This window comes from Solibacillus daqui, from assembly GCF_028747805.1.
In the GTDB taxonomy this organism is placed as follows: domain Bacteria; phylum Bacillota; class Bacilli; order Bacillales_A; family Planococcaceae; genus Solibacillus; species Solibacillus daqui.
On record NZ_CP114887.1, the window covers coordinates 1,851,925 to 1,878,345 of the forward strand.

Below are 26,421 nucleotides of genomic sequence, written 5' to 3' on the forward strand. Positions count from 1 at the left end.
CCATCCGAGACAACTAATGCTGGAGAACCATTGCCTTTAAATTCTGCTAGACATTATTTGACTACAACTTGTGAATATGGGTATTGGTATTGATCAATTCATGCATGTGAAAGAAACAGCAAGTGAGGTTATTTTAGAAGTGATACGTTCTCATTTATATAAATCGGAGCATAATGCAAAATCGATCAATACCGTAATATGACGCCGGACTTTAAACCGTTAAATAAAACAAGTACGTTCATTAATATTGAAACGGGCGAAGAATTAAAATGTATAGAACCGTTATTGAAACAAAAAAACCAAAGATTATGTCCTGAGAACTGTTATACGAGTGGCTTTTGAATTAATGTAGCAAATTCTAGTTGATGTACATGCCCATCATCAAGTGTAGTAATACCTTTGACAAAGTGTACATGTTTATCCTCGCTAACACGGATAGCAGGACCTGTTTCAATTGCAACCTCATGATGATGATCTAAAAAATCAGTATTAACCATAATTACATGTACATGACTATTCCCCTTAGGAATTACTTCACTTGTAACTCCTGCAAAACGAAGATTATGTCTGTCATCTCCTTCTTCAGCTAATTTGGTACTTGCCAAGAATTCATGAACATGTGTTTGTACTGACTCTCTGAAGCTTTTTTCTTGTTTGACGGTTCTTCTTTATTGAGCTTTTCTTTTTCGTTGAACTCACTATTCATTAAATAGAGCCCTCCTTAAAATTAGACTACTGAATATACTACTCGATAGCGAAAGTATTTATGATTAAAAGGAAAAATAATTATTCTAAAAGTATATAAACATAGCTACAATAAGACTTTTCAAGAAAGTGAAGAAAACACTGCAGGTGTTGTGCTATCTGAAAAAAACTTGTATAAATAGACAATTTATTTTAAATCTGCACCTCAACTTCAATTACAGACGTTAGTTGAATAACGATCTTCAACAATCGGGCGCGATTATGGGAAGGTTTGAACTCCAACTAACGGACAAGTTAGTTAGAGTAGGTGAAACTAATTTATTGTTCATTCGTAATTAGATTAAGAACATCAAAAAAATTACGATTCAATCAATTTTCTAAGATGGAGGTTTTCAAATGATTCATTCTATGAAAGCAACAGAATGTCCAAAATGTGGTGGAAAAGAATTGGGGAAAGGTAAACATAGTGGATATGGTTCTATGTTACCAAATAATAAATTCTTAGGGGTAGATGTTGAACACATTATTTGTACTGAATGTGGGTTTGTAATCGAAAGCTATGTAAAAAAACCAGAGAGATTTAAGGGGACACTTTAGATATTATTCAAGTAATGGGGTCTTTAATTGAAAACGATCTTTAACAATCGGGCGCTATCCTTGAATAAGGAAAGTGTTCTTTTCATTTCATTAAAGGGCCATTTAACGGTATAAAGAAGGAGAATTCAAAAGAGCATTGAAATAGAAAAGATATAATTAAAAGGGAGTGTGATTGAAATGTCCCATGCTAAAGATGTTTTGGTCGATCAGTTGTTAGCAAATGCGAACGACCCTAGCTTTTACGTTCCGTTTTCGGAATCAGTAGCAAACTTGTCAGAGGAAGAAGCGTTTTGGAAACCAAACGATGAAAGTAACAGTATCGCTGAAATTGTGCAACATCTACTTTACTGGAATGAGACATGGCAAAAGAGGTACAAAAAATCTCATGTGAATGCTGTTGCGCCAATAGATGATAATAATAAAAGCTTTATTATTCCGGAAAATAAAAGATTTGCTGACTTAAAAGAGTGTCTCCTAGAGGTTCTGCTTCAGTGGCAAGATCTACTAACTGAAGAAAAGGTTGAAAGTGAAGTGAATGGTTTCCCAGAGACTGCAAAGTGGTGGGGGGTACTGGGAAATATGTCTACGCATAACGCATACCATATTGGACAAATTGTTTACATCCGAAAACAACTACAAAAAGGCTGGAAAACTAATATTAAATGAGATAGTGAGACAACTTACATTTCTTGTTCCACAATCTGGCGCATTTCAAGAACAAGAAAAGTATCTATTTCAAAAGAAATGAGGTTTATTTGTAGAAGGAACATAAGATTGAGGTAGACGGCAAAGAAATGTATAGAATTTGGAATTCATATAGTAGATAAAGTTATTCAACAATCTGGCGCAATTATTGAATATGCCCATTTTTTCTACTTCAACTAACGAAGGCTATCTTCAATAGAAGAGTAGCTTTTTTTATTTTATTCAAAAGCGTATTCTCATACGAGAATTAACTAGTACACAATCATTAATTCCACTGTTTAAGCGTAGCCCCTTTATACACGGTTCGTCCAACGAAAATTTATTTCTCATTTTTTGTAAACTTTTTGTTACAAATAGACTCTGTATTAGTGAATGCTTTAGAAAGGAGTGCCTATGGATTCGCATCTTTTGTTGGAGATATACAAGAAGCAAGCAAAGATGATTTATTTTTATTTAAAAAAGAACGGCTGCAGTCATGAAGATGCAGAAGATATTGTTCAAGAAAGCTATACGAAATTCATTGCTTATAGCAGTGGTGTTCCTTCCGATAAAGCACTTTCCTATATTTTTACGATTTCCATGAATGAATTTAAAAAACTGTTAAGGAAACGGGGCAAGGAACAATCCATATCGATTGACGATAATCAATTTTGGATCAATTTTGCTAATGACCAGGATACAGAACTGAGTGTATTAACGAACGAAATGAATCATGAAATCGCACTGGTTTTAGATCTTATTCAAGAAATCTTTAAGCAGCTTTTACTATTAAAATATGAGCTGGAACTTAGTTATAAAGAAATTGCTTTGTTACTGGGCATGAAGGAAGAAACGGTCAGGACTTATTTATTTCGGGCAAGAAAAGAATTTCAAAAGAAGTGGAGGGAGCTACATGAATGATTTTTCAGATGACCTTTTTGATGAAAAGAAGATCAAGAAAGCCGTAAGAAAAGGGAAATTGAAGACAATCATTACCGTTATTATTATTTCTATCGTGGTATTCGTAGTTTTAAACATCGCGAATACTGCAATTTCGGCACATTATAGTGAAAAGGCATTTAAGCAATGGGATGCTTATGTCCGGCTCAGCACGCCAAATGGTTACATAAGTGAAACTGTCGATTCCAAAGGTATTTTAGGTGGTACAAGTAACTATGAAATTTCGAAAGATTTTAAAATCAAACCGGTTGTTATCGAACGAAAACAATACTCATTTGGTCAGAATTCACCTGTTTTAACATCTAGGTTTAGAGATAGCAAAATAGGTAGTACAGGTGAAGATTGGCAATTTGGCTATAAAGAAAATGGTTGGCGAGAAATGATGTTTTTCCATCCGAATGTATCCTATCAAAAATATAAGGATGATGAAGAACTGATTGAGCGTATGCAAAGCGATAAAATTTATGAAGTGGCACTTTCCTTTGACCAGCCTTACAAACCAAGGGAACTGTTCATGCAGCTTCCCGAAATGACATGGTTTTGGATAGACACTTATAGTCGTGAACAATTAAACGAGTTTCAACAAGAGGCAAAAGAAAACGATTGGTCTTCAACATTTATTCGTGAATATGATGCGCTAGGCTTCTCAATAAACAGACCTTATATTTCAATCCATGATTTAAAAGGTGAGTATGAAGAATTTGTAGAATTACTGCCAATGAGTATTTCCTCTGATCACCAGAATGCTTTTAACAAGATGAAAGATGTTAAGTTAGAGGATGTAGAAATATTAGGGGTGGTCGTTTATGGAACGAAGGAAGAAATAGTAGAAATTTTAAAAGAGCCGATTATAAAAGCTTCATCAATAGGTGGAGTCATTGAAAATTATTAGGATAAAATAAATAATATTGTCTTGAATTATCGAGTATTAAACAAGCCAGCTAGTAAAAGCTGGCCGTTATTCCAGAAAAGGGCGCTTTCCTTGGATAAGGAAAGGGTCTTTCTTCATGAAGAAGGTCAGATTGTTTAGTGAGAAATCCGCTAATTCCAGCATTATTTATTATGTTCAACCTGAATGGCATATTAAAGTTTTTCCAATTTCACTTGACGCACTGTAATAATAAATACTTTAAATTTCAGGTTTCTAAATATAGTATTTAAATGAAATAAACAAATGCATATTTAAAAACATGATAGTTCCACACAGCTACCACAAGGCAGTAAAAATACATATTGGGTGGACCTTTTGAAATCAGTGCAGGAATGTAAAAATGTTAGCAAGGGGATGAATTGAGTGTTTAACGATTTTAAGATTACGGAAGGCCGTCCTGTATATATACAACTTAAGGAATATTTAAAAAGAATGATAACCAACGGGCATTTACTTGAGCACCAAAAGCTTCCATCCACTCGTGAACTCTGTTCTTTATTATCAATTAGCCGAAACACCGTTCTAACAGCTTATGCGGATTTGGAACAAGAAGGGCTTATATATGCGGTAAAGGGAAAGGGAAACTTTGTCAGTCATGTTGAGATAATCAAATCCCCATCCATCCAAGTAAATTGGACTGAAAAAGTTAACGAGCAAACCTTTTTGGCAGATGAATTGGACCTTAAAAAGCATGGTGTACGCTGGAATAAGGAAATTATTTCATTTAATAGCATCGCACCCGATGAAAAGCTTTTTGATATAGAAAATTTTAAACGGGCTTTTTTAAATCGGATGTCTATTGAAGGAGACATCATTCTTAACTATGGATATGCAAAGGGCTATAAACCACTTATCGAATACTTACTTCGCTACATGGAAATTAAAGGAGTAGACACTCGAAATAAAGATATTTTAATTACCAATGGATTCACGGAAGGTCTGGAACTCATATTATCCTCTTTAAAGAAAAAGAGCGGCCGTGTTATTTGTGAAAATCCAACCAATGACTCTGCTCTTAAGCTCTTTCGATTACATGGCTTCGAAATTGATGGAATTGAAATGGATAATGATGGTGTCAATATTAGTCAGTTGGAAACAATCCTATCAAAAAATGAATATGATTTTGCGTACTTAATTCCGTCTTACCATAATCCAACTGGAATCGTAACGTCTTCAAAAAAAAGGAAAGAAATCATGGATTTGTTTTCCATATATCAGCTTCCTATCATTGAAAATGGATTTAATGAAGAATTACGTTATTCAGGGTCACATCTCGCATCATTGGCATCCTTCGCCGGACAAGGTAATAATGTTATTTATATTAGTAGCTTCTCTAAAATTCTTTTTCCTGGTTTACGGGTTGGCTGGATTTTGGCAGATAAAGATTTGATTAATTACTTAGAAAGTATGAAAAGAGCTCGAACAATTCATACGTCTACATTAGATCAAGCTGTGTTATATCAATATTTGATTGATGGATACTTTGAGAAGTATATAAAAAAAGCTAAATCAGTCTATAAGAAAAAGTATGAATTAACCGTTCATTATTGTAAGCAATTTATTCCTTTCAAACGAATAACTGGTGACGGAGGGCTTCACATTTTTATAGAACTAGAAGACCACATTGATTCACAAAAACTTTTAGAAAAATGTTATCAAAGGGGCGTTATTTTCTTACCTGGTAATGTTTTTCACACGGACAGCAGTGGAAACCATACTTTACGATTAGGATTTTCTAGGCTGAATGAAAGAGAGATTATTCAGGGCATAAAAATCATAGGGGATACGTTAAAAAATAATTATGGGGGCTAGAAAAATGAAAGTTGGCGTAATTATGGGAGGGGTTTCTTCCGAGAAACAAGTTTCGATTATGACAGGTGAAGAAATGATCGCGCATTTAGATAAAAATAAATATGAAATTGTACCGATTCACATAGAGAACAAAGAAGACTTAGTGGAAAAGGTGAACGATCTTGACATTGCACTACTGGCGCTGCATGGCAAATTCGGTGAGGATGGCACTATTCAAGGTACTCTTGAAACCATGGGAGTTCCTTATACTGGGAGTAGCATTCTGTCCAGCAGCTTATGCATGGATAAGAATATCTCAAAAAAAATCATCCGCTTTGAAGGCGTGCAAACACCGGATTGGATTCACCTTACGAACATGGAAGAACATAAAATGGATGAACTAGACAAAATGGGTTTCCCGCTAGTTGTGAAACCTAATTCAGGCGGTTCAAGTGTGGGAGTAAAAATTGTTTATGATAAAGAAACACTAAAGCCAGCTATTGCGGAAGTATTCAAATGGGATTCCGAAGTGATAATTGAAAAGCTAATTGTGGGAGAAGAAATCACTTGTTCCATTTTGGATGGAAAGCTTTTACCTGTGATTTCGATTCGTCATCAGGGAGAGTTTTTTGATTATACCTCCAAATATAATGATGTGGCTACGATTGAAGAGGTGGTCCAGCTCCCTCCCGAAACACATGCCCGTGTCTCTTTAGCTGCTATGACTTGCTATAATTCTTTGAAATGTAGTGTTTACGCCCGAATCGACATGATGATTCAAGATGGTATCCCTTATGTGATGGAAGTTAATACATTACCAGGGATGACGAAAAATAGTTTGCTGCCAAAAAGTGCACAGGGAACGGGTATTCCTTATCATAAGCTACTTGACTTAATCATTGAACATTCACTTAAAGTGAGGAGAAATAGTATTTAGAATATGCTGAAGTTAGTCCTAGAAATATTGGCTATACGCTCAAAGTTTAGGCATATTTATAATGGGAACAGCATTTTTTATAAATACCAAACAATTAAAAAATTAGGATGCGTAAAGCGAGTTGCTAAACTGACGGGTGCTTTACTTGAAGGTCATTGAGTTGCGGCACTGACCTAATAACATGAGACAAATAAAAACACCTTTCATTGAATAACGGGGACTTAAACCTGAAATAATCAATGTGGAGGTGTTTTTCTATGGGAACAAGAGTCAGTTATCCAGTAGAAGTGAAAATGAAGGCAATTGAAATGCGAATGGCTAACGTACCGGTAAAAGAAGTAATGGAAGAATTGGACATTCGAAACTATACGCAGTTGAAGCGATGGATGCATTGGTATCGAAATGGTGAAATGCACCGTCTTAAACAACCAGTTGGTAAACAATATGCCTTCGGCAAAGGACCGGAATTTGAAAGTGAGACAGCCAAGCTACAGGCAGAGAATCTAGAGTTGAAACAACAGATTGAAGTTTTAAAAAAGTACGCGGAATTGGAAGGGAAGTGGCGCCAAAAGTAGTACTTCAATTAGTTGAAGAATTAAAAGATGTTATGCCAATTGGTGAAATCTGTCGTCATTTAGGCGTAGGTCGCTCGTCATACTATCGTTGGAGAAAGGATGTGGATCAATCCACACAAAAGGAGATTCGAGATCAGCAGATTGGCGACTTGTGCAAACAGAATAAATTTCGATATGGTTATCGAAAGATTGCTAATCTGTACCCAGGAGTTTGTAGGAAGACTGTGCAGCGTGTTATGCAAAAATATGGTTGGCAATGTAAAGTAAAGGTGAAGAAACGGAAGCGTACCGGGCAGCCAGCATACGTCGCACCGAATTTATTAGCACGCGATTTTACAGCATCTAAGCCTATGGAGAAGCTAGTCACGGATATTACGTACTTGCCTTTTGGACAATCGATGATGTATCTTTCTAGTATTCTCGATGTCTACAATGGCGAAATTGTGGCACAAACTACTGGTATCAAACAAGACACTGATTTTGTGTTGGATACGCTCTATCAATTGCCTAAGCTACCAGAAGGATGCATTCTGCATAGTGACCAAGGCTCCGTTTATACATCCTATGCTTATCAAAAAGCAGCCAAAGAAAAAGGAATTACCATGAGCATGTCCCGCAAAGGCACGCCAGCTGATAATTCCCCAATCGAATCGTTTCATTCCACGCTAAAGTCTGAAACGTTCTATCTCGACGATATCTATCGCACAACGAACGCACGTGTGATACAGATTGTCGAAGAATACATTACTTATTATAACAATATCCGTATTCAAACGAAACTAAACAGCCAATCGCCGGTTCAATACCGTCAATTGGCTGCATAAAAGGGTGTTTTATTCTTGTCTCAAAAAGGGTAGTCAGTGCCTTGCATATGCAGCTCTTTTTTTAATTGAACTAATGGTGCAGGATAGTTCAACAAGAAATTAGAAAATAATGTTAAAATATACCTATGATTAAGGGAGGGATTTTATGGTTTTTGAAACGTTAACAGGACAACTTTCTACCGTAATTACACTTGCTTTTGGGGTGTTGCTAATCGTTCTATATTCTTCAATAAATAAATAAAATAAATACTTTGCTTGGTTTAGTCTTTTAATGGGAGTTGTAATTTTATTACTATTATTATGGTTCACTTTTGGCAATGAGGTAATTAGAGATCAGATATTAAAATATGGACTTCATTAAAAATTTTTTAAAGAAACGGGTGCTTTAGTTATACACGGCCATCATCCGATGAACTATTTTTTTCCTAAATATCCAGTAAATAATAGAAATCCATTGTGAAATGTTATGATAAAAGTATCTAAAATGAACCTTTCGGAACCTACGATATCAATCCCAACGAAAATGTACCACAATATGTAGGATTCTACTCAAATAATAATAGTGGAGGAAATAATCTATGAACTATCATATGAATGATAAACTACTAAAAATCCTAAAAAAAGTTTATAACAAAAAGAGATATGAAAAAGACGAAAAAGGTTATTATCGAGAAATTGATCATGGAGATGTATGGGATAATGAAAGAGCTGTTTATCTATTTTCAACAAATAATTTAAAAGATGAGGAAAAGACATATTTGGAAGAAAGTTATTACCCATTAAATGAGATAGAGCATTTTACTCACGATCTAGTGATCGATGAATTTAAGCTATTAAACAAAAATTTCAATGTAACGATGGATAAAGCACTTCAAGCTTATGTAGCAGGTATGAAAAGTTTTCCAAGGGGAAGACAACCAATATTAAGTTATCTTTATGCCAATCAATGTAAAAATCATTCTTACCTAAGTGATACAGAGTACTGTAAAAAATGCAGTGTTAAAAAAGAAAAATACTTAAATGTGGGGGAAGTGTTATTCAGTTATTATTTTGGTAGTTCATGGAATGAAGGTATTGAATTGATGTTGATAGAATTAAGAGAGTTTTCACAGCTAGAGGTTCCAACCCCAACAGAAGAAGATATAGTAATCTTTAGAAAGTTAATAGATATAATCAGAAGTGCCCCGCAAGGAGAAACGCCAGGTAAGTTAGAACAGCGAATTAAATCGAAAAAAGTATTTCCTAAGTTCAGTAAATATAGTGTACGTGGGCAGCTATTATCCTTGGCAGAACTTGGAATAATCCCGAATGATTTTTATCCGCCAATGGTTGATAAATTCATAGATACCGAGGAAAGAATGAAACTTTATGAGAAAGCAAATGGCTCCCCACGTTCGGATATTATTCTTCCACTAGCTGCATGGCGTGGAGAGTATGCAATTAATGAAGAACGTTTGGAGAAATATTTCGGGAAATATAGTAAATAAAATTTACATTAGGAGAAAAGGAGAAGTACTTATGAATCGGATTTATTTTAAAGACAACCCGTGGCCTAGTGGACATGGCATTAAGGAGTTTGAATGGCTCGCTAGGTTGAATCCTGATAGTGGGATTTGGTTCGACTTGCATTTGAAATCAGCAGACTATTACGAAGAGGACTCAGAGGATATTGAGGAGGACGACATACCTGAAGATACACACAGTTGGTTTCACAAAGGGGTATGGAATAACTACCATCAAGCGATAATATCCTCCACATATTGGGGGAATAAAGGATTTTTGGCTGGAACAGAAATGAATAAACTAGATTTTTATAATAACAAAACAACGACATTTCAAGTAGAAATGTTACCATTGGAGTCAAATGAGAGTTTTGACGACAGCGCTTTCGGAATTTATTTATTGGGTCATGACGCTGTCGCTGGTCATCATATTCGCTTTGAAAAGGATGAAAGTATTTCAGCCTTTACCGTGCATTGGACTGGTCAGATTGCATTAAACTATTCTGGAGAAATTGATTATGATTATGAGTTTGATGCGACAATTTCAAATGTAGCCTTTGGTGGAATTGAACTACCTAAGGGTTGTGGTATTGACGAGGGACATCGTTTATTGGAAAAATACGTTTCAGATATAAACTCATTTGAATGGTCTCCGGAACAGCACAAATTTTTGTTGCGAAAGTTTCGTATTATATAGTTCAGCCAGAACTTTCTGGTTGAACTTTTTTTATTTAGCCCAGGACCTATTTTTTTGTTATACAAAGTCATGCTACCTACTATAAACTTTTCATCAGCTTTGTTAGTTTGTTTATCCATAATATATAGAGCTTTTGGGTCGTCGTTTTTCTAATAACTATTCACTATAGTTACCACTTATTATGATTCTTATAGCTTTTTTCGTGAATGTAAACTTCATTTTCCATTCGTAACCAATTACTAATAGCAGTTATAATTACTACAAAAATCCCGAGCAAAATAAAAGATATACTATAATGTCCTAAAAAAAATAATATTAATCCAGCAATTAGCAGTAATATCATTAAAATTATTGACCATATTTTTAATTTTTCCTTTTTCTTCATAATATCTCCCTTCTTTAAACGTTAATACCACATTAATATTTTGTATTATTTTACCATAAATTTAAGTTGAAAATGTCCCACAAAGCGATGTTTGGGCACGTTTTTCTTCCTTAACCTTGTAAATGAATAAATCTGATGCCACCCGTTATACAACAATCGGGCGCTTTTCTTTAAGAAAATCAGCGCATTTTTATTGAAGGGCTAGATTGTGGAATACTGTAAGTTTAATTACCATTTTTTAGCTGTGAAAGTGTTTAATTTGTTAAATTAATTCACCTAAAAACTATAAACACTAATTTATAGGGAAGCCAAATTTGCCTTTTTCCCTGAAATACTTTCTTTTTCGGTTCGTAATGATACTCTAATGTAACCAAATCGTTAGCTAATAAAACCTCCATCAGATTTTCATGAGGAATACGACTAATTTTATATGAATCGCCTTTCTCGAAAACATTCCGCATTTCCATAATTTTAACTCTATTAATATCTGTATCAGTCATGTACACTACGTCTATTGGTAAAAATTTAATAGAAGAAAGTAGGGGCAAACCAATGAAAGCACTATATGTTTTTTTATCTTCCCTTGTATTATTTGGACTTATTTCTGTTTCGCCAGCAGTAGCAGCAGAAAAATCCATCGATTTATATTATTTGGATGATGTTGATTACGATCATTGGGCATACAATGAATTGGAACGTTTCTTGTATTCGGATATCATAGACGGGTATGTGGAAACAGAATCGGTTGAGGAAGATGGAGAGGAATATGAATATACATACGTCTCTATAAAACCAAAAAATTCAATTACTCGTGCTGAATTCACTAAAATTTTAGTGAATTCGATGAATTTACATGCAGGTGAAACAGTTAAATCGTTCCCTGATGTAAAACCGGCGAATTGGTATTACGAGTATGTTAAGGTTGCCAGTAGCCAAGGCATTATCAATGGTAAACCAGACGGTACATTCCGACCGAATGATAAGATTACACGTAACGAAATGGCAGTCATGATTTACCGTGCATTCGAGTCAACGCTTGATTTTTCAGCAACAGGAATAGTATTCCCGGATGTACCGCAGGGGAATTTTGCCTATGAAGCGGTTATGAAAACGGCAGCTGTAGGAATTATCAAAGGGTACGGAGATGTCTTCAAACCTTACAATGATGCAACTCGTGCTGAAGCTATCGTAATGATTGACCGTGCCTTGCATCTAGTGCCCGGAACAGATGAAGATCAACTTGCGATCATTCAAACAGTTGATCGTAACATTAAAGATGAGATGAAATTCACTGTACAACAAGACTTAGAAGCATTAGAAGCACTTTATCGTGAAACGACAATTGGTTACCAACTAGCATATTCACTTGATAGTTTGGATATGGGAGGTATGTTTGAAGAAACAGATACTATATTAATGATGGAACAGATTGGTGAATATGCGATCAATGCTGTTTCTGTAAATAATCATTTTGCTCAAGTCCGCATTGATAACTTAGTATATAAAGTATCTATGACAGCTACAGATATGTCTTTTAACACGACAATTGACTTATCAGGAACTGCTTATCTTAAGAAAAACGATGATGGTAAATGGAAAATTTATAACGTTGTTCTTGATGAAGAGGACTATGAACAAGATTGGGAAGAATCATTAAAAACTGAGATCAACTAAGAACAAAAAAGCGGAAGGAATTCTCAATTGTAGCTTTGCAATAAAGATTGATTATTTATAATAAAGATCGATAATTTGTAATAAAGATTGATTAAAATCATCTAACCTCTATATATTTCTTAGAGGTTAGATGATTTTTTATTGGATATTTATGTTGATATAATTGTGAAGATTGTGAAGAAATGTACTTAAACTAACGGAGCAGGTGTTGAATAGCAATAAAGCTATTTAAATCCAACGGCGACAAAATAATCGATTTTGGAACAAAAAGCAATTAATGCCGTCTTGGTAATAAATAGAATTTATTCGGAGGACGAAAATTGTTTAAGTATGTTTTACAACTCATCGTTGGAATCTTTACTTTAGTGGTATCAACATTAATAGCTTGGTATGAAGGAAGTGCAATAACTTATAATTCTTTGGAATGGGGGTATTCAACACCGTTTACCAAATTATTTAACATTGAGATCACGAATGGTCGAGATATTAGTCAACTTGATTATTTTGTTTATGCAGCTAAATTTCAACCACTATTTCCTGCTATTATGATGGTTAGTGTATGCTACATTTTGAGTGTAGTTGGTTATTATTTGGTAAAATATAAGCCTATATGGGCTATTGGTTTTTTGGGATTAATAGGTTGTATTATGATACTACTAAGTGGTTTTATTTTTAATTCAACAACAATAGGCGGAAGAATTTTTTTCTGGATTACTTTAGTAAGTGGTCTAATTAGTGTGGCTTTTACGGTCTTCGTGTGCTTAAGAAATTTCAAGCACATGGTGAGTGTTAATACAAATTAAATTGTATCTTTGGGATGAGCTTTATTTAAACAAACGTGGGCTTTACTTGAAGATCATTGAGTTACATATGCAGCTCTTTTTTCTTATTGAACTAACGAGGCAGTTTAATTCATTAAGAAATAATAATGAATTTACATAAATAATACATAATTTGAAATATATATATATTATTAAGTACAATAAAGATAAGAAATAGTTTTAATACTTAGGGGGTATTTATATGATTCTTGGATTACATCACGCACAGATAACTATTCCAAAAGGTGCTGAAGAGGAAGGTAAGAATTTTTATTGTAATGTATTGAGACTAGAAGAAATTGAAAAGCCAATTTCACTTCAAGGAAGAGGGGGCTTTTGGTTACAAGTTGGTGATAAAGAGGTGCATGTAGGAACAGAAGATGGCTTTAATAGATTAACAACTAAATCCCACTTAGCATACCAGGTAGAAGATGTATCATATTGGAGAAGAGTATTGGTGGAAAATAATATAAAAATATTGGATTCAGTACCAATTCCAAATTTTGAACGTTTTGAGTTTAGAGATCCTTTTGGAAACAGAGTAGAGATTATTAAAGAAATTTAAGATTCTTTTATTATTCAACTAACAGGGGCTTTAGTAAAATATCATGGGGTTGCTATAGGTAATTATTATTTCCTATTCAAACAACGCAGCATTTTATGGGGGTGATGGGAATTACAATATCTATTCACGATGGTGTGATAATTGGGTACTCAGCAAGTTTTCTAGAAAATGAGTTAACTTTAGATATCGAAACAGTGACAGATGAAATTGTAACTGTTACATTCGAGAAATATCTAGCACATGATTTCCGTCATGTAATGGCGGGAAGTATTTTGTTTGATATTGATGAAGTTGATTTAAATACATTTTTTGTAGAGAACAGAGAACAATTTGAGAACTTTAAATTATATGCTTGGCCGATTTGGCACGGTAACACGAATGAACTCGAACAAGTATTACAAAAAGAAAATTATAAATGCTATGTTATTTGTGCATCACTAGGATTAACTGGTTATGTATTCGCTAAAGCACTTAAAATCAAAAGAAATGACAAGTTCGGCGGGATTAACCAAAGTTTGTGAAGTATTCATCTTAAACTAACGGGAGCTTTAGTTAAACATTCGATTTGCGAAAATTACACATAAAAACAGACAAATAATCTACATGTATGAAGAGTATTGTCTGTTTCTTTATGTTAAACCCTATGATTTGTTTAGCAATAATCTTTGAGAAAACAACCTTGCCCAAAAATATATAAAGTAAAAATTACCACAGATTTAAGAAGATACACAGCGTCAGCCAGAGGATTAAAAGTTTGGTAGAAACTAGATAATCACCAGGCGTGTATTCGTATCAAAGAATAGTTACTTTACTGCAATAGTCCAACAATATCTTTAACCATTCGTACGTGTATTTATTGATTGTTGAATTAAATTTGTTAAGGTTTCTATCCCTTTTTGTTCCAAATGTACTCCGTCTGAAGCAAAATATTCTGGATGGTCTAGGGCCGCAGAATGCCAATCAATCAACGTAATATTGTCATGTTCTTGAGCTTTTTTATAGAGAGAATTATTCACTTTCCCCTCCCATGAACGTGGAACGCGCGTATTTACTAAATAAATATCAGCATTCGAAAAAGCATTTAGTAGCGTGTCAATCTGATTATTCGTAAAATAACCATTTGTTCCAAGTTGAATAATGACTGCTTTTTCTTGATGATTGAAATGAGCATAACTAGGTGCCAAATCGACAGCTTGTGAAACTTGTCGTCCGATTTTTGCGTTAATGGTAATATTAGGATATATATTAGATAAGCTTGTAGCAATATCTATCATTACTGAATCTCCAATGGCTAATATACCAGTATAAGATTCGTTCAAAGGATTTACGCTTGATTCGTTTTTCTCCGTTTGAGGTGTTTCAGTGTTTTGGTCCACACTTGTCTTAACTTCTTTATCTAGATTAGTATCATTTTTCTCTGGTGTTTTCTGATCGATAGAAGAAGATTGTTCCCCAAGATTTATTTCAACTTTTGTTGGATATAAATCCTTTTCTTGTTGATCTGTACCTACCACACCTGAGATTCCTGTAAAAAATATTAGAAGGAATAGAGGGATAAGGGCAGTGGATATTTTCCTAGAAAACGAAAAGCTTCCCCACTTATTTCTATTTACTAATAGATACTCCCGAAAATATAATCGGAATCCTTGTTTACGAATCGGCATTTCAATAAAGCGATATGATAATTCCGCAATTATCAAAATAAGGGCTAGCTGAAAACCGACACGCCAGTATACTGGATTTCCTATTTCGTGAACAGGGGTACTCAACACAATAATAGGATAATGCCAAAGATAGATTCCATATGATCTTGAACCGATCCAACAAAGGGGCTTCAAAGAAAGTATTTTCCCTAAAAAGCTACTTGGATGACAAACACAAGCTATTAATACCGCTGAGTTTATGCAAATAAGGAACATGCCTCCTCTGTAAAGAAATGCTTGATATTCATCCACAAAAAAAATGCTGAGAATGAAGATACTAAAGGCAATTAATCCTATACTATTTAGTTTATAAACATGCTCAGTAGAAAGTTTTTTGGACGAAAGTCTTTTCATGGGCCAAACTAAAGCTAACCAACAGCCTATCAGCAATTCAAATGATCGAGTATCTGTCCCATAATAGACACGACTTGGATCTGCTCCTGGCTGATACAGTATGCCCATTAACATTGCTGAACAAAATGCCCCGATAAAGACGATAATTGATAATTTGCTTTGCTTTTTAAATACATATAGTCCAATAATCAACAGAATTGGCCAAATGATATAAAATTGTTCTTCAATTGCTAACGACCATAAGTTTTTCAAAGGTGAAGGAGATCCAAAGCTATCAAAATATGAGACTTCGTGAAAAATAAACCACCAATTGCTTGAGTAAAAAATAGAAGATAATGCATCTCCGCGCAAAGTATTTAGAAGTTCCTGATTAAATAACATCACCCATACGAAAGTAGTCAAAATCATAACATATGCTGCTGGAAGTAGACGTCGAAACCGTCTAATCCAAAATTGTCGCAAACTAACAGTTAACTTATTTCCTTCAATTGGTAAAATGGAAGTGGTTATTAAGTAACCTGATAAAACAAAAAAGATATCGACTCCTAGGAATCCCCCACGGGCCCAACTAAAGTTAAAATGGTAAGCAATTACAGCTAATACTGCTAAAGCTCTAATCCCATCTAATCCCGGGATATAACGTTGATTGAATGTCTTGTATAACATAAATATTCCTCCAAAAACCTATAAAAACTCTTTCACATTATTTATCTATGAAATTATTAGTATGTAGGGTAATAACGCACGTTTCTTATTTTTTAAGTGCTTCATTATCAAAGACGTATGAAGTACTTAAAAAGTTAAAATAATAATAAATTTTATTATTCAGTTTTTTTGCATTCTTAGGCATTGCCACTATCATTTAGGTTCGATGGATGCGTTTTGAATAAGCACATCAAGCGGTATATGAAGTAGATGCTTGATTTTTTTTTCAAAAATCGTTTGATGATTCGAAGTGAGTGGTATTGGTGGCATTGAATTTTTTATTTCTGAGAAATTGAAAAGTAGGGAGAATGTGTTTTTTTACGTAACAAATTGCGTGAAAACTCCAACAGATATTATGGAACCACAAAAAATGGTACTTTCCATTGAGTGAGATAGTGCCGTTTTTGTAATTAATGTATTTGTTGCTTACAAGGACATCCAGTAATACGTCAGTTGGAATTTCAAACTCTACAACCTCCATATAACCCGGTACTGAAAATCAAATATATTCAATGTCTCTTGTTTGGAGAGTTTATTTAGGTCAAGTAAAGCTAATAAGGTGAAAAGAAGAGGGAGGAAAAATGTTGAAAACAAGAGTAATTTTAGGGATATTGTTGACTCTGCCACTAATAGGATGTTCCAATACTACTAAGATTGCATCGGAACCCCCTGCCACTTCAACAAATCTAGATCAACAAGAACCAGATAAGCCATACATCAAGGATGATGCAATCGCGGCATTCAAGAAGGACAAGAATTATAGCAACTATGAAATAACCGATTATGTATTGGTGGAAGATGGTAAACTACCACTGTTAAAGGCGATCATTTCCTTTCATGACCATGAAGCGAACACAGATTCCAATCTTGCTTTTGTTTACGGTGAAACGATTCTACGAGTGGGGTTTGCAACGAATGAAGAAGATGATGTAAAAACTTACGAAATTGCGGATAATAGTCAATTAACTTATGTAGGGGATGGTGCTGTAACAACATCAATTCGTAAAATAGAAACGAATGAAGTAATAGACTATAAAATTACCTTCTCACATGATGAGTCAACATCAACAACGAGGTTTGAGATTGTAGCGGAGAAATCAACAAAATGAGTGGAATGAACTTAAACTAACAGGGTGCTTTAGTTGAATAACGTTCTTCAACAATCGGGGGCGATTGTTTAATAAGTGATTCTTTTCTTCTTCAACTAACGGGTGCTTTAATTGAATATTCGCATCCCGAAATAATCAATCTTTTTTATTATAACCAAACTAGATAAATAAAGAACCAACTGTTTTGATCAAACTTTGTTTCAAAACAGTTGATTTCTTTCTGTATAAAATCAGCGTTTGCAACTTACTTTTAATCGAACTTTATTCAAAAGCTACATTCGCGGCTTTTTGTATGAATAACAAAAGGACTTGTGTGTATGGGGTCCCATCAGATTTAAGCAGTTTTACAACGTTTAGGCAAGAATAGTTGCTTATTTCGCTAGCTTCGGTACGTCCTTGATGATATTTGTTGACGCCCAATCATAAAATAGCCATACCTTTTGGGAAAGGGGATTGGTTTAATGACTGTTGCGTTAAACGTAAAGGGCAAGGATTCCATCATTATGGCAATTGATAGTAGGGCGTCATGGAAAAATACACCGGTCCACAATGATCAATGTCGGAAAATATTCATTTTACCGAATAAAGTGGCGATTTCTTTTTCTGGCAGCTTAACGCGTGTTATTTTCAATAAGGAAACGAACGAGATTATTTCTCGATATATGGATATTAATGATTTAGTTTACGGATTGGAGCATTATCCGAATAGTGAATACATGACGATAGCTGATACGATTGAATATGTCATAAGAAAATTTTGCAGTTATTATGCGGGATTTACGACTCAAATCCATCTAGGTGGCGCGGAGGAAGGGAATTTAGTGTTCGTATCGATGGAATTCAAAAACGGTGAACATATTAAAAATTATCCAATCCCTATAGATGAGTATGGTTTTAGATTTAGCGGGAGTGACCATGAGCAAATTTTTAGTAATATGATTACATTTAGCGAGCAACATCCACCAATAAGTTATGACGAGATGGCAGCCGCACTCATACAAAAAAGTAACGACGAGCTCATTGCATTTACTTATAACGTCATTGCGGAAGTGATGAAAGAAAACGTGGATAAAAGTAAGGAGCTGCAAACAGTTGGTGGAAATATTGATATTGTGCAGATTACAAAAGATGACACGGTTTGGGTAAGACGGGACGGGAAAGATATAGTGAAATAATTGGAAGTACAAAAGGCAATTAACATCTATCCTATCTATTTTGGAAATTCCTTATTAAGCTAACGTGGCGGTTAGTTCAATAGCGTTGGTTAACTTGTGTTCAACAATCGGGCCATATTGTTAAATAACATTCTTTTATGAAATGTATTTTTTGCGCAATCCCGCAATAAAGCGTATTTCTTTAATAGGGAATGCGCCTTTTTCCATTTAAGGGCCAAATTGTTGAATAACATTCTTTTGTGAAATGTTTCCAAACGACGGTTTAGGAATGTTATACTTTAAATAATCAACTGGAATGGTTAATTATGGTTATAAAATATTATTTTCATACGAATATTAAGCAATGTGGGAGGCAATATGTTTATTATTAGAACCGTTATTTTATGGGCTGTTATATCAATTAGTATTAATGCATATTTAATGACATTACCTATACCTACTTTCCGCAAAAGAGATTATCCACCTAATTACCTTATTCAACAAAACAATCGAATAGATTTTCAAAAAAACACGGAATGTGCAGCATTTTCAACAGCGTATCTATTACGTCATTTTGGTATAGAAGCTAAGGGAGAATCGTTATATACACATTTCCCTTGTAAAACAAAAGCAGGAAATGTGTATCCAAAGGGAATTCGTAAAATATTAAGAGAAAAAGGCTTTAAAACAATTTACTATAAAGGGAATATACATACATTAAAGTACGAAGTTAGTAAAGGAACGCCTGTAATTGTTTTTATTAAAGTTCATAAGGGACGTAATAATTTGCATTTTGTCCCCGTTGTAGGCTACGACGAAGAGTATATTTACCTTTCAGAATCGTTAGGGCACCTGGTGAATTGTGACGATGACAATAAAAAATATAATCGAAAAGTTCCAATTAAGGAATTTCAAAAATTGTGGAATGTAAAGAGAATCCACATGCTTCTTTATAGCAATACTTACATAGCTGTAGACGTCACGTAGCATTAATATCAATGACGAAGAAATTTTAAACTCTCTAGTTTTGCTGACAAGAAATTTAGTTTAACAAACGTCCCCAAACAATGCTTTGGGTGCATTTTTTCAATTAACGGAGTGAGCGTTACAACTAAAGTTAAACTAATCTTTTTATATCTAAAATAAACATGCCATCCTATGCAGGATGGCTCTTTCTTTGACCTTGCTTTGTTCAAGACTAAGGTATAATAATAATAATTTCCCCTAAAATACCACGATTTTCAGCATGTCGATGAGCTTCAACAATTTGCTCCATTGGATAGATGGAATTGATGACGGGAACTATTTCACCATTATTGACTAACTGTGCAAGGTGTGTGTGGTTTTTACGATTAGGAAATGCAATTACCAAACGAGTTCGGTGCTGTCTGTACCGTGCAGAAAGAAGAACACTGAATAGACCTCTTATTGGTTTTTCAGCATCAAATGCAATTGTGAGCAATTTTCCATCTGGTTTAAGTTTCTTTCTAAATGCTTTAAGTTCTTTTCCTGCTGAATCAAAGATGATATCAAACAACTCGAGTTCTTCAGGTGATGTTTTGCGATAGTCGAATACTTCATCTGCACCATAATTTATTACTGCATCCATGGTAGTTTTTGAAGCGAGTACTGTAACATGTGCTCCTAGTGCTTTTGCAATCTGTATGGCGAAAATACCGACACCTCCTGCACCACGTATAAGGACTCGATCACCAGCTTTTATGTTCCCTTTATCTACTAGAGCACTTGACGAGTGAAAGGTAAAATGAAAGTGATTTAATATTTTTTATATGGACAATGACTTCCTACGCCTCTAGACCGACACAAATTCATGCTTTGGTACCTATTCTTTATATAAAAAGGAATATATTGTAAGTATATACACTTTTGGAAATGATAAAGTTCACTTGTAGGTGCTGTTGAAGGCTTAGGTATTCCCGGAACAACCGAAACTATTTATGGAGGGGAGTTCTTTCATATGAAAATATTCAAAGTAATATTCAAAATTAGTTTAATCATTTTATGTTATACAATATTTCTTCCTACAACGCTAGTTTCAGCAAACCAAGATATTGAGAAGGTGCTAGACTCCTATATCGAATCGTATTTAGAAGAATATAAAGTTCCTGGGGCATCGATTGCTATTATTCAAAACAATGAAGTTTTTTATACAAAATCGTGGGGGATAACAGGAGAATCGGAGGAACAGGTCACGACAGAAACTCCTTTTACAATAGGCTCTATCAGCAAATCATTAACAGGTTTAGCCATCATGAAGCTAATTGATGAGAATATGATGGAACTTGATGATCCAGTTCAAAAGCATATTCCTTGGTTCGAGCTAGAAGATAAACAAGAAGTAGCTCAAATAACTATCAAACATTTACTTACCCAATCGAGTGGGTTTAGTACGTATACAGGGTTATCAATCTCAGACAAAGAATCTTTAGATTTTGATTCAATAAAGAAAAGTGTAGAGAGTCTATCAAACGTTAACCTTACTGCATTACCTGGAGAAAAATATCAATATAGTAATGCCAATTTTTTAATTCTTGGAGCACTTATTGAAGAAGTTACTAATCAAACATATGCAGAGTACATGGAACAAAATGTGTTTAAACCTTTAGGAATGAATAGAGCAGCAGCAGATTATGAGACAGCTTATGAAAAGGGATATTTAAGTGGGTATCAGTCATGGTTCGGATTACCTCTGAAAAGTTCCGTAACATATGATAATGGAGGAGCACCTTATGGATATATTACTGCAAGTGTTGAAGATCTAGTCCAATACATCAAATTTCTAAGTGGGAAAGATTTCAATGATTTTTTAAGTGATCATATAATGAATCAATATTTAACTCCACATATTCAAACAGGTGAAAACCGTTATTATGGATTAGGAATAAGAATATCTAATCCAGACTCTCAGGATAAAATGATATGGCATTCAGGCTCAACACCTGATTCTCATGCAGAGATGTTTTATATTCCGAGTACCGACTGGGGTGGAGTAATTCTTACAAATAAAAATAATCAGTTAGAAGAAGAAGGATTATACTACCTTAAAACCGGTATTATAAATATTTTAAATGGGGAGCAACCAGTTGATATTCCAAAAAATACGCCAACAATTCAATTCGCTAGCCTTGGGTTTATTTGTATGCTGTTTGTGTTATTCATTTATTTACTATTAAAATTAAAGTCAAAAAAAATACGCAAAAATGGTTTGTGGGCTATCTTGGGTTTTTTTTGCTTAATTTTATCAGCTATTCTTGTTCCAGTATTATTGAAATTTGTGGGGTCACCATGGCATGCAATCGAAATGTTTTCACCTGATTTAGCGTTCCTAACAATCATAACGGTTACATTATTGGCATTTAACGGCTTGTTGGCGATAAGAGTATCATTTAAGAAATTAAAGGACAGCTTTTAATATTTTTCAAGCTGGAATAACACGGATCCTTATTCAACTAACGAGGGCTTTACTTGAAGATCATAGAGTTGCATATGCAGCTCTTTTTTCTTAATTGAACTAACGGAGCAGTTTAGTTGAAGAGCGTTGTATAACTTTTGTTCAACAATCGGGCCAGATTGTGGAATAACGCAGTTGATGGGTTATACTAAAAATCAGAAATAGATTGTTAAGAATTATTCTTAAACTTACAAGACAGAATAATCTAATTCAAGGAAATAAGTTGAATTTAAATGATAAACTAAAGTTTACTTATTACTAATTAAGAAAAATAAACTTATATGATAGATAATAAATTCTATATGAGGTGGAATTATATGCCTAAAATTGACAATATGTTAGCAATTCTATGGATGCTTCGTCAGGTGAAAAAATTACTGCAAAACAAATTTCAGAAAAGTTAGAGATGAATATAAGGACTGTGTATCGTTATATTGATACAATTTCAACAAGTGGCGTACCTATAATTTCAGAACCAGGACATAACGGTGGATACACTTTATTGAATAATTTTATTGAGGCTCCTCTTTTTTTTGATTTTGAGGAGCAAACTTCACTTTATCATGCTGCTGTTTTTGCAGAAGAAGCTGGATATTATGGTGGCGAAGCACTAAATAGGGCTATTTCAAAGCTAAGCAAATATTCAAATCAAGAGCAGGAAACAAAGATAAACCAACATATAACTAGTCTTGAAGTAATAAGTCGATTAAGTTCACTCTCTATGGAACCTTTTTTGAAGGAGTTGGAGCAGGCCGTAGCTGACGGGTACTCAGTAAAAATTCTTTACCATAAAAGTGGCGAAAAGCAATTAAATTATAGATTGGTCGATCCGTACAGAATTATCTATTGGAATAACAAGTGGTATGTGATTGGATTTTGTCATCTTAGGAATGATATCCGTAGTTTTAGAGTAGACCGAATTGAAAGTCTAACGCCAACCGAAAATAAGTTTAACCGGCCAGAAAATTTTTCCGCACGTGACTTTTTTATAAAAAATCTTCTTCCAACTATAGAAGATAAGGAAGGGATTATTTCTTTGGTTATTAATGGGGATAAAAGTGTATTGGCTGATATTTGCCAACATTGGTTTTTAGGACATTATTTACAAGAACGGACTTCAAATCAAGCAGTTTTTCTTCTTGAAAAAGATATGATACATACATATGTACCTTATTTACTTTTACCGTACAATAAATCTATTAAAGTTATTGAGCCAATAAGTCTTAAGAAAAGACTTATTGAAGTTCTGTCGGAACTAATAAAATTTCATCAAGTATAATAACTTCCCTGACGTTAACTGTCAGGGAAGTTATTTTATAATAGGCTATATCAATTGTGATTGGAGTGTTATTGGATGCAAACAAAAAAAGTTTATCTTTATGTTATTAATACAATGTCAGACTGGGAATATGGATATTTAATTGCTGAACTAAACTCAGGAAGATATTTCAAAAAAGATTTAGCACCTTTAAAAGTAGTTACAGTAGGAGCTAATAAAAAAATGATTACTACGATGGGAGGACTAAGCATAAAACCAGATATTTCCCCTGATGAATGTAAACTTGAAAGTAAGGATCTTTTAATTTTACCTGGAGGAACTACTTGGAGAGAAGATATTCATCAACCTATCTTAAAAAAAATTGGCGAAGCTTTAAAGCTTGGTACTATTGTTGCTGCAATTTGTGGTGCAACTGAGGCCCTTGCGAATATGGGATACTTAGATTCTAGAAAACACACAAGCAATGACTTAGAGTATATTAAAATGGTCTGTCCTAATTATAAAGGAGAAAAATTTTATGAGATGAGACCTGCGGTATCTGGTGAGAATTTGATTACTGCATCAGGAGTAGCACCTCTAGAATTTACGATGGAAGTACTGAAAAAATTAGATGTATTTGCACCCGACACATTACATTCATGGTATAACCTAAATAAGACTCATAAACCTGAATACTTCTTCCAGTTAATGAATTCAATAAATAGCTGAGCTAAAAAATCAACTTAGCATTTTTATATTAGTTCAAATAAATACCATGCTTTAGACAATGTCAAAGTATGGTTTTTGTATATAACTTAAATATTTTTATGGAAGTAAAAAACTTACAAAGAACTCCTGGAATTGTTATTAATAGAATTGGTAATTAAATCTCTTTTTAATCTTATTTAACAACGGTGTGCTTTTTTCTTTGGCAATAATGTTGGAACGATATTCAACAATCTGGCGCGATTGTTGAAGAATCGTCTCTGTTCTTATTCAACTAACGGGGCAGTTTAGTGGAAGAGTCCTGGTTGATATTTGTACAACAATCGGGTCATATAGTGAATACGGTGTATAGAGGTAAAGGGGCAAAATGGTTCAGTAATTTGCCCACCTGAATATAAATATAAAAAGGTATATCGGATTTTTTTACGAATAAACTTTCTTATACTAAGGTAAGTTGATATGCGGTTGCAATGAACAAATACTTAGGTTAAAAGGAGGTTTTTATTTGTGACACAAACATCAAAAACTATTCCTAGATCCGCAGTACACGGAACGGCATTTGGTGTATTTTTCATGGCGTTTTTCGGTACTCTGTGGGCGTACACAGGAATTATGGGATTGCAAGGCTGGGGAGTTCCATTGTTGTTAGTTGCTACTGTTACCATAGGTATAGCTCTGTTCATCGGCGGTGTTTCATTATTACGTGCATCGCGAGAATTAACGGAACAAGTTTCAAAAACAGATTTAAAGCGTGGGAAACGTATGATGTTTTGGTTTAACATTATTTTCACGGCAGAGGGTTTGGCTATAGCAATTACGATTGCTGTCTGTAACGCTACTCGTCACACTGAACTTATACCTGTCTTAATAGCTATTATTGTCGGTGTTCATTTTATCCCATTAGCCCCTTTATTTCAAGTTAGACTCTATTATTTTACAGGTGCACTCCTTTGTTTACTTGCTATTATTACATTACTGTTTGTGCCTGCGAAGGTTACACTAGGGGAACATCAAATAAATGCATTTATGTCTGTGGTAGGCTTTGGCTCTGCCCTGATCTTGTGGGCAACTGGTCTGGCAATATGGTTAATGGGTAAAAGGTTGCTAGGTATCGTCCCGAAATAAATAACTTAAAAAGTGAGATAGTACTTTACAGCGAAAAAATATACCCCTACACATTAAAGGATTAGAATTTATTGAGGTAAAAAAAGATTGTGAATGATTTCACTTAAACTAACGGAGCAGTTTAGTTGAACAAGGATAGATGGTAAATTATGATAAGAATAGAAATGAAATAGGGGGATTTCTAATGTATACAGACAATAAAACAGTATTAAAATTAGTGGAATTTGATAAATATGATGTCTTAGGCTTAGTAGAACTTTCTACATCAGTCGGCTGGGATTATGATGAATATGAAATTAGAACTGTTATGTCATCTGGTAAAATATACGGTCATAAAAATGCTGTGGGGAAAATTGTTTCGAGTGCTGCAATAATACCTTATGATACTGATTTAGCTTCAATCGGTATGGTTATTGTAAATGAAGAATATAGAGGTTTAGGCTTAGGGAAGAAGGCTACTCAGGAGTGTATAGACAGTGTTTCTCAAAATACCTCAATAATGTTAATTTCAACTGAGGATGGAAAACCTTTATATGAAAACTTGGGTTTTATTACTGTCGATTCTGTACATAAATATTTAAGTGATAATTATATTCCAACTAAATTGTTTAATAATCCTCAAGAAATTACCTTAGAGAAATACCAAGAGAAAGATATTAATGAAATTATTGAATTAGATTCTGCTGCATTTGGTGATAAGAGGAGAAAATTACTTCTTAACAGGATAAATCAATCAAAACAATGTTTAGTTGTTAGAAATCTAAAGGGGAAAATTATTGGATTTGGATTATCCATATTAGGTCCAGTAAATCTATTAATAGGACCTATTGTAGCACCAGATTCACAAACAGCTGCTTTAATAATCGATGGGTTAGTTCTTAATCATCAAGGAAAGTTAAGGATTGATGTGACATCCAGTACTGACGAGTTAATGTTGTTCTTGGAGAAAAGTGGATTTATTAAAGTTAGTAATCCTCCGATAATGATAAAGAACTCTATTAAAATGCCACATAGGAATAAAGAGTTGTTTGCTATTGCTGCACAAATCTTTGGTTAGGGAAAGCAATATCCTTATTCAACTAACGGGGGCTTTAGTGCAACAAGGGTTTCAAATGGTCCCCAAACGACGTTTTGGGAACTTGCGAAGGTAATTATTGTAAGTTTAAA

General features: G+C 34.1%; 25 protein-coding genes and 1 pseudogene. 21 read left to right on the forward strand and 5 right to left on the reverse strand.

Annotation, left to right across the window (positions count from 1 at the left end):
• Positions 1-323: 323 nt before the first annotated feature.
• The gene (locus O7776_RS08925) at positions 324-605 is read right to left on the reverse strand and encodes a YmaF family protein (RefSeq protein WP_274310244.1); all 282 of its coding nucleotides are present in this window, start codon (positions 603-605) and stop codon (positions 324-326) included.
• A 496-nt stretch (positions 606-1,101) separates the two neighbouring features.
• Here O7776_RS08925 and O7776_RS08930 point away from each other — a divergent pair, with 496 nt between their 5' ends.
• The 9 genes from O7776_RS08930 (at position 1,102) to O7776_RS08970 (ending at position 10,203) form a co-directional block, all read left to right on the forward strand.
• Positions 1,102-1,302, forward strand: a complete 201-nt coding sequence (locus O7776_RS08930) for a transcription initiation factor TFIIIB (protein ID WP_274310245.1) — start codon at positions 1,102-1,104, stop codon at positions 1,300-1,302.
• A 177-nt stretch (positions 1,303-1,479) separates the two neighbouring features.
• Entirely contained in the window at positions 1,480-1,968 is a 489-nt protein-coding gene (locus O7776_RS08935) for a DinB family protein (RefSeq protein WP_274310246.1), read from the forward strand.
• A 477-nt stretch (positions 1,969-2,445) separates the two neighbouring features.
• Positions 2,446-2,907 carry an RNA polymerase sigma factor gene (locus O7776_RS08940; protein ID WP_420802160.1) on the forward strand — a complete coding sequence of 154 codons (462 nt, stop codon included), beginning with the start codon at positions 2,446-2,448 and terminating at the stop codon, positions 2,905-2,907.
• Positions 2,900-3,838 carry an anti sigma factor C-terminal domain-containing protein gene (locus tag O7776_RS08945; RefSeq protein ID WP_274310248.1) on the forward strand — a complete coding sequence of 313 codons (939 nt, stop codon included), beginning with the start codon at positions 2,900-2,902 and terminating at the stop codon, positions 3,836-3,838. Before O7776_RS08940 ends, O7776_RS08945 begins: the two co-directional genes overlap by 8 nt.
• Before the next feature lie 402 nt (positions 3,839-4,240).
• On the forward strand, positions 4,241-5,689 hold the full coding sequence (gene pdxR, locus O7776_RS08950) for a MocR-like pyridoxine biosynthesis transcription factor PdxR (protein ID WP_274310249.1): 1,449 nt from the start codon (positions 4,241-4,243) through the stop codon (positions 5,687-5,689).
• Positions 5,690-5,693: 4 nt separating this feature from the next.
• On the forward strand, positions 5,694-6,605 hold the full coding sequence (locus tag O7776_RS08955; protein WP_274310250.1) for a D-alanine--D-alanine ligase: 912 nt from the start codon (positions 5,694-5,696) through the stop codon (positions 6,603-6,605).
• Positions 6,606-6,862: 257 nt separating this feature from the next.
• Positions 6,863-8,004, forward strand: a protein-coding gene (locus O7776_RS08960) for an IS3 family transposase (RefSeq protein WP_420802120.1) whose coding sequence is annotated in 2 segments (ribosomal slippage) — positions 6,863-7,136 and positions 7,136-8,004 — 1,143 coding nt in all. Because the reading frame shifts where the segments join, the coding sequence is not laid out codon by codon here.
• A gap of 578 nt (positions 8,005-8,582) precedes the next feature.
• Positions 8,583-9,491: a hypothetical protein gene (locus tag O7776_RS08965; protein ID WP_274310251.1), complete on the forward strand. Its 909-nt coding sequence runs from the start codon at positions 8,583-8,585 to the stop codon at positions 9,489-9,491.
• 31 nt (positions 9,492-9,522) lie between these two features.
• On the forward strand, positions 9,523-10,203 hold the full coding sequence (locus tag O7776_RS08970; RefSeq protein WP_274310252.1) for a hypothetical protein: 681 nt from the start codon (positions 9,523-9,525) through the stop codon (positions 10,201-10,203).
• A 169-nt stretch (positions 10,204-10,372) separates the two neighbouring features.
• Here O7776_RS08970 and O7776_RS08975 read toward each other — a convergent pair whose 3' ends face one another.
• Complete coding sequence (locus O7776_RS08975; RefSeq protein ID WP_274310253.1) at positions 10,373-10,588, reverse strand: hypothetical protein; 216 nt, start codon at positions 10,586-10,588, stop codon at positions 10,373-10,375.
• Positions 10,589-10,860: 272 nt separating this feature from the next.
• On the reverse strand, positions 10,861-11,088 hold the full coding sequence (locus O7776_RS08980; RefSeq protein WP_274310254.1) for a hypothetical protein: 228 nt from the start codon (positions 11,086-11,088) through the stop codon (positions 10,861-10,863).
• Positions 11,089-11,140: 52 nt separating this feature from the next.
• Between O7776_RS08980 and O7776_RS08985 the strand changes: the two genes are divergently transcribed.
• From O7776_RS08985 to O7776_RS09000, 4 genes are all read left to right on the forward strand, one after another.
• On the forward strand, positions 11,141-12,262 hold the full coding sequence (locus tag O7776_RS08985) for an S-layer homology domain-containing protein (RefSeq protein WP_274310255.1): 1,122 nt from the start codon (positions 11,141-11,143) through the stop codon (positions 12,260-12,262).
• A 320-nt stretch (positions 12,263-12,582) separates the two neighbouring features.
• Complete coding sequence (locus O7776_RS08990; RefSeq protein ID WP_274310256.1) at positions 12,583-13,065, forward strand: YjdJ family protein; 483 nt, start codon at positions 12,583-12,585, stop codon at positions 13,063-13,065.
• A 220-nt stretch (positions 13,066-13,285) separates the two neighbouring features.
• Positions 13,286-13,648, forward strand: coding sequence for a VOC family protein (locus O7776_RS08995; RefSeq protein ID WP_274310257.1), 363 nt, complete (start codon positions 13,286-13,288; stop codon positions 13,646-13,648).
• 104 nt (positions 13,649-13,752) lie between these two features.
• Positions 13,753-14,169, forward strand: coding sequence for a hypothetical protein (locus O7776_RS09000; RefSeq protein ID WP_274310258.1), 417 nt, complete (start codon positions 13,753-13,755; stop codon positions 14,167-14,169).
• A gap of 312 nt (positions 14,170-14,481) precedes the next feature.
• On the opposite strand, the gene O7776_RS09005 is transcribed toward O7776_RS09000, so the two are convergent.
• Entirely contained in the window at positions 14,482-16,371 is a 1,890-nt protein-coding gene (locus O7776_RS09005; RefSeq protein WP_274310259.1) for an acyltransferase family protein, read from the reverse strand.
• Positions 16,372-16,994: 623 nt separating this feature from the next.
• Between O7776_RS09005 and O7776_RS09010 the strand changes: the two genes are divergently transcribed.
• The 3 genes from O7776_RS09010 to O7776_RS09020 all read left to right on the forward strand — a co-directional run bounded on the left by O7776_RS09010 (position 16,995) and on the right by O7776_RS09020 (position 19,660).
• The gene (locus tag O7776_RS09010; protein ID WP_274310260.1) at positions 16,995-17,519 is read left to right on the forward strand and encodes a hypothetical protein; all 525 of its coding nucleotides are present in this window, start codon (positions 16,995-16,997) and stop codon (positions 17,517-17,519) included.
• Positions 17,520-17,980: 461 nt separating this feature from the next.
• Positions 17,981-18,694, forward strand: coding sequence for an Ntn hydrolase family protein (locus O7776_RS09015; protein WP_274310261.1), 714 nt, complete (start codon positions 17,981-17,983; stop codon positions 18,692-18,694).
• A gap of 357 nt (positions 18,695-19,051) precedes the next feature.
• Complete coding sequence (locus tag O7776_RS09020) at positions 19,052-19,660, forward strand: cysteine peptidase family C39 domain-containing protein (protein WP_274310262.1); 609 nt, start codon at positions 19,052-19,054, stop codon at positions 19,658-19,660.
• A 211-nt stretch (positions 19,661-19,871) separates the two neighbouring features.
• On the opposite strand, the gene O7776_RS09025 is transcribed toward O7776_RS09020, so the two are convergent.
• Positions 19,872-20,456 (reverse strand): NAD(P)-dependent alcohol dehydrogenase, encoded by a 585-nt coding sequence (locus tag O7776_RS09025; protein ID WP_337999467.1) that lies wholly within the window; start codon positions 20,454-20,456, stop codon positions 19,872-19,874.
• Between the two features lie 195 nt (positions 20,457-20,651).
• Here O7776_RS09025 and O7776_RS09030 point away from each other — a divergent pair, with 195 nt between their 5' ends.
• The 5 genes and pseudogenes from O7776_RS09030 to O7776_RS09050 all read left to right on the forward strand — a co-directional run bounded on the left by O7776_RS09030 (position 20,652) and on the right by O7776_RS09050 (position 26,311).
• Entirely contained in the window at positions 20,652-22,106 is a 1,455-nt protein-coding gene (locus O7776_RS09030; protein ID WP_274310263.1) for a serine hydrolase domain-containing protein, read from the forward strand.
• 356 nt (positions 22,107-22,462) lie between these two features.
• A pseudogene (locus O7776_RS09035) lies at positions 22,463-23,424 on the forward strand (helix-turn-helix transcriptional regulator).
• A gap of 75 nt (positions 23,425-23,499) precedes the next feature.
• Positions 23,500-24,132, forward strand: coding sequence for a type 1 glutamine amidotransferase family protein (locus O7776_RS09040; protein WP_274310264.1), 633 nt, complete (start codon positions 23,500-23,502; stop codon positions 24,130-24,132).
• A 504-nt stretch (positions 24,133-24,636) separates the two neighbouring features.
• Positions 24,637-25,254 (forward strand): DUF7010 family protein, encoded by a 618-nt coding sequence (locus O7776_RS09045; RefSeq protein ID WP_274310265.1) that lies wholly within the window; start codon positions 24,637-24,639, stop codon positions 25,252-25,254.
• A gap of 184 nt (positions 25,255-25,438) precedes the next feature.
• Positions 25,439-26,311, forward strand: a complete 873-nt coding sequence (locus O7776_RS09050; protein ID WP_274310266.1) for a GNAT family N-acetyltransferase — start codon at positions 25,439-25,441, stop codon at positions 26,309-26,311.
• Positions 26,312-26,421 lie beyond the last annotated feature (110 nt).

What these genes read in the sequence shown, in the direction of transcription:
- O7776_RS09020 (WP_274310262.1), top strand. Translation starts at nt 19,052, where the DNA reads ATGTTTATTATTAGAACCGTTATTTTATGGGCTGTTATATCAATTAGT.
- O7776_RS09030 (WP_274310263.1), top strand. Translation starts at nt 20,652, where the DNA reads ATGAAAATATTCAAAGTAATATTCAAAATTAGTTTAATCATTTTATGT.
- O7776_RS08975 (WP_274310253.1), bottom strand. Translation starts at nt 10,588, where the DNA reads ATGAAGAAAAAGGAAAAATTAAAAATATGGTCAATAATTTTAATGATA.
- O7776_RS08995 (WP_274310257.1), top strand. Translation starts at nt 13,286, where the DNA reads ATGATTCTTGGATTACATCACGCACAGATAACTATTCCAAAAGGTGCT.
- O7776_RS08980 (WP_274310254.1), bottom strand. Translation starts at nt 11,088, where the DNA reads ATGACTGATACAGATATTAATAGAGTTAAAATTATGGAAATGCGGAAT.
- O7776_RS09015 (WP_274310261.1), top strand. Translation starts at nt 17,981, where the DNA reads ATGACTGTTGCGTTAAACGTAAAGGGCAAGGATTCCATCATTATGGCA.
- O7776_RS08940 (WP_420802160.1), top strand. Translation starts at nt 2,446, where the DNA reads ATGATTTATTTTTATTTAAAAAAGAACGGCTGCAGTCATGAAGATGCA.
- O7776_RS09000 (WP_274310258.1), top strand. Translation starts at nt 13,753, where the DNA reads ATGGGAATTACAATATCTATTCACGATGGTGTGATAATTGGGTACTCA.
- O7776_RS08930 (WP_274310245.1), top strand. Translation starts at nt 1,102, where the DNA reads ATGATTCATTCTATGAAAGCAACAGAATGTCCAAAATGTGGTGGAAAA.
- O7776_RS08970 (WP_274310252.1), top strand. Translation starts at nt 9,523, where the DNA reads ATGAATCGGATTTATTTTAAAGACAACCCGTGGCCTAGTGGACATGGC.
- O7776_RS08945 (WP_274310248.1), top strand. Translation starts at nt 2,900, where the DNA reads ATGAATGATTTTTCAGATGACCTTTTTGATGAAAAGAAGATCAAGAAA.
- O7776_RS08955 (WP_274310250.1), top strand. Translation starts at nt 5,694, where the DNA reads ATGAAAGTTGGCGTAATTATGGGAGGGGTTTCTTCCGAGAAACAAGTT.
- O7776_RS09050 (WP_274310266.1), top strand. Translation starts at nt 25,439, where the DNA reads ATGTATACAGACAATAAAACAGTATTAAAATTAGTGGAATTTGATAAA.
- O7776_RS08935 (WP_274310246.1), top strand. Translation starts at nt 1,480, where the DNA reads ATGTCCCATGCTAAAGATGTTTTGGTCGATCAGTTGTTAGCAAATGCG.
- O7776_RS09040 (WP_274310264.1), top strand. Translation starts at nt 23,500, where the DNA reads ATGCAAACAAAAAAAGTTTATCTTTATGTTATTAATACAATGTCAGAC.
- O7776_RS08965 (WP_274310251.1), top strand. Translation starts at nt 8,583, where the DNA reads ATGAACTATCATATGAATGATAAACTACTAAAAATCCTAAAAAAAGTT.
- O7776_RS08985 (WP_274310255.1), top strand. Translation starts at nt 11,141, where the DNA reads ATGAAAGCACTATATGTTTTTTTATCTTCCCTTGTATTATTTGGACTT.
- O7776_RS09005 (WP_274310259.1), bottom strand. Translation starts at nt 16,371, where the DNA reads ATGTTATACAAGACATTCAATCAACGTTATATCCCGGGATTAGATGGG.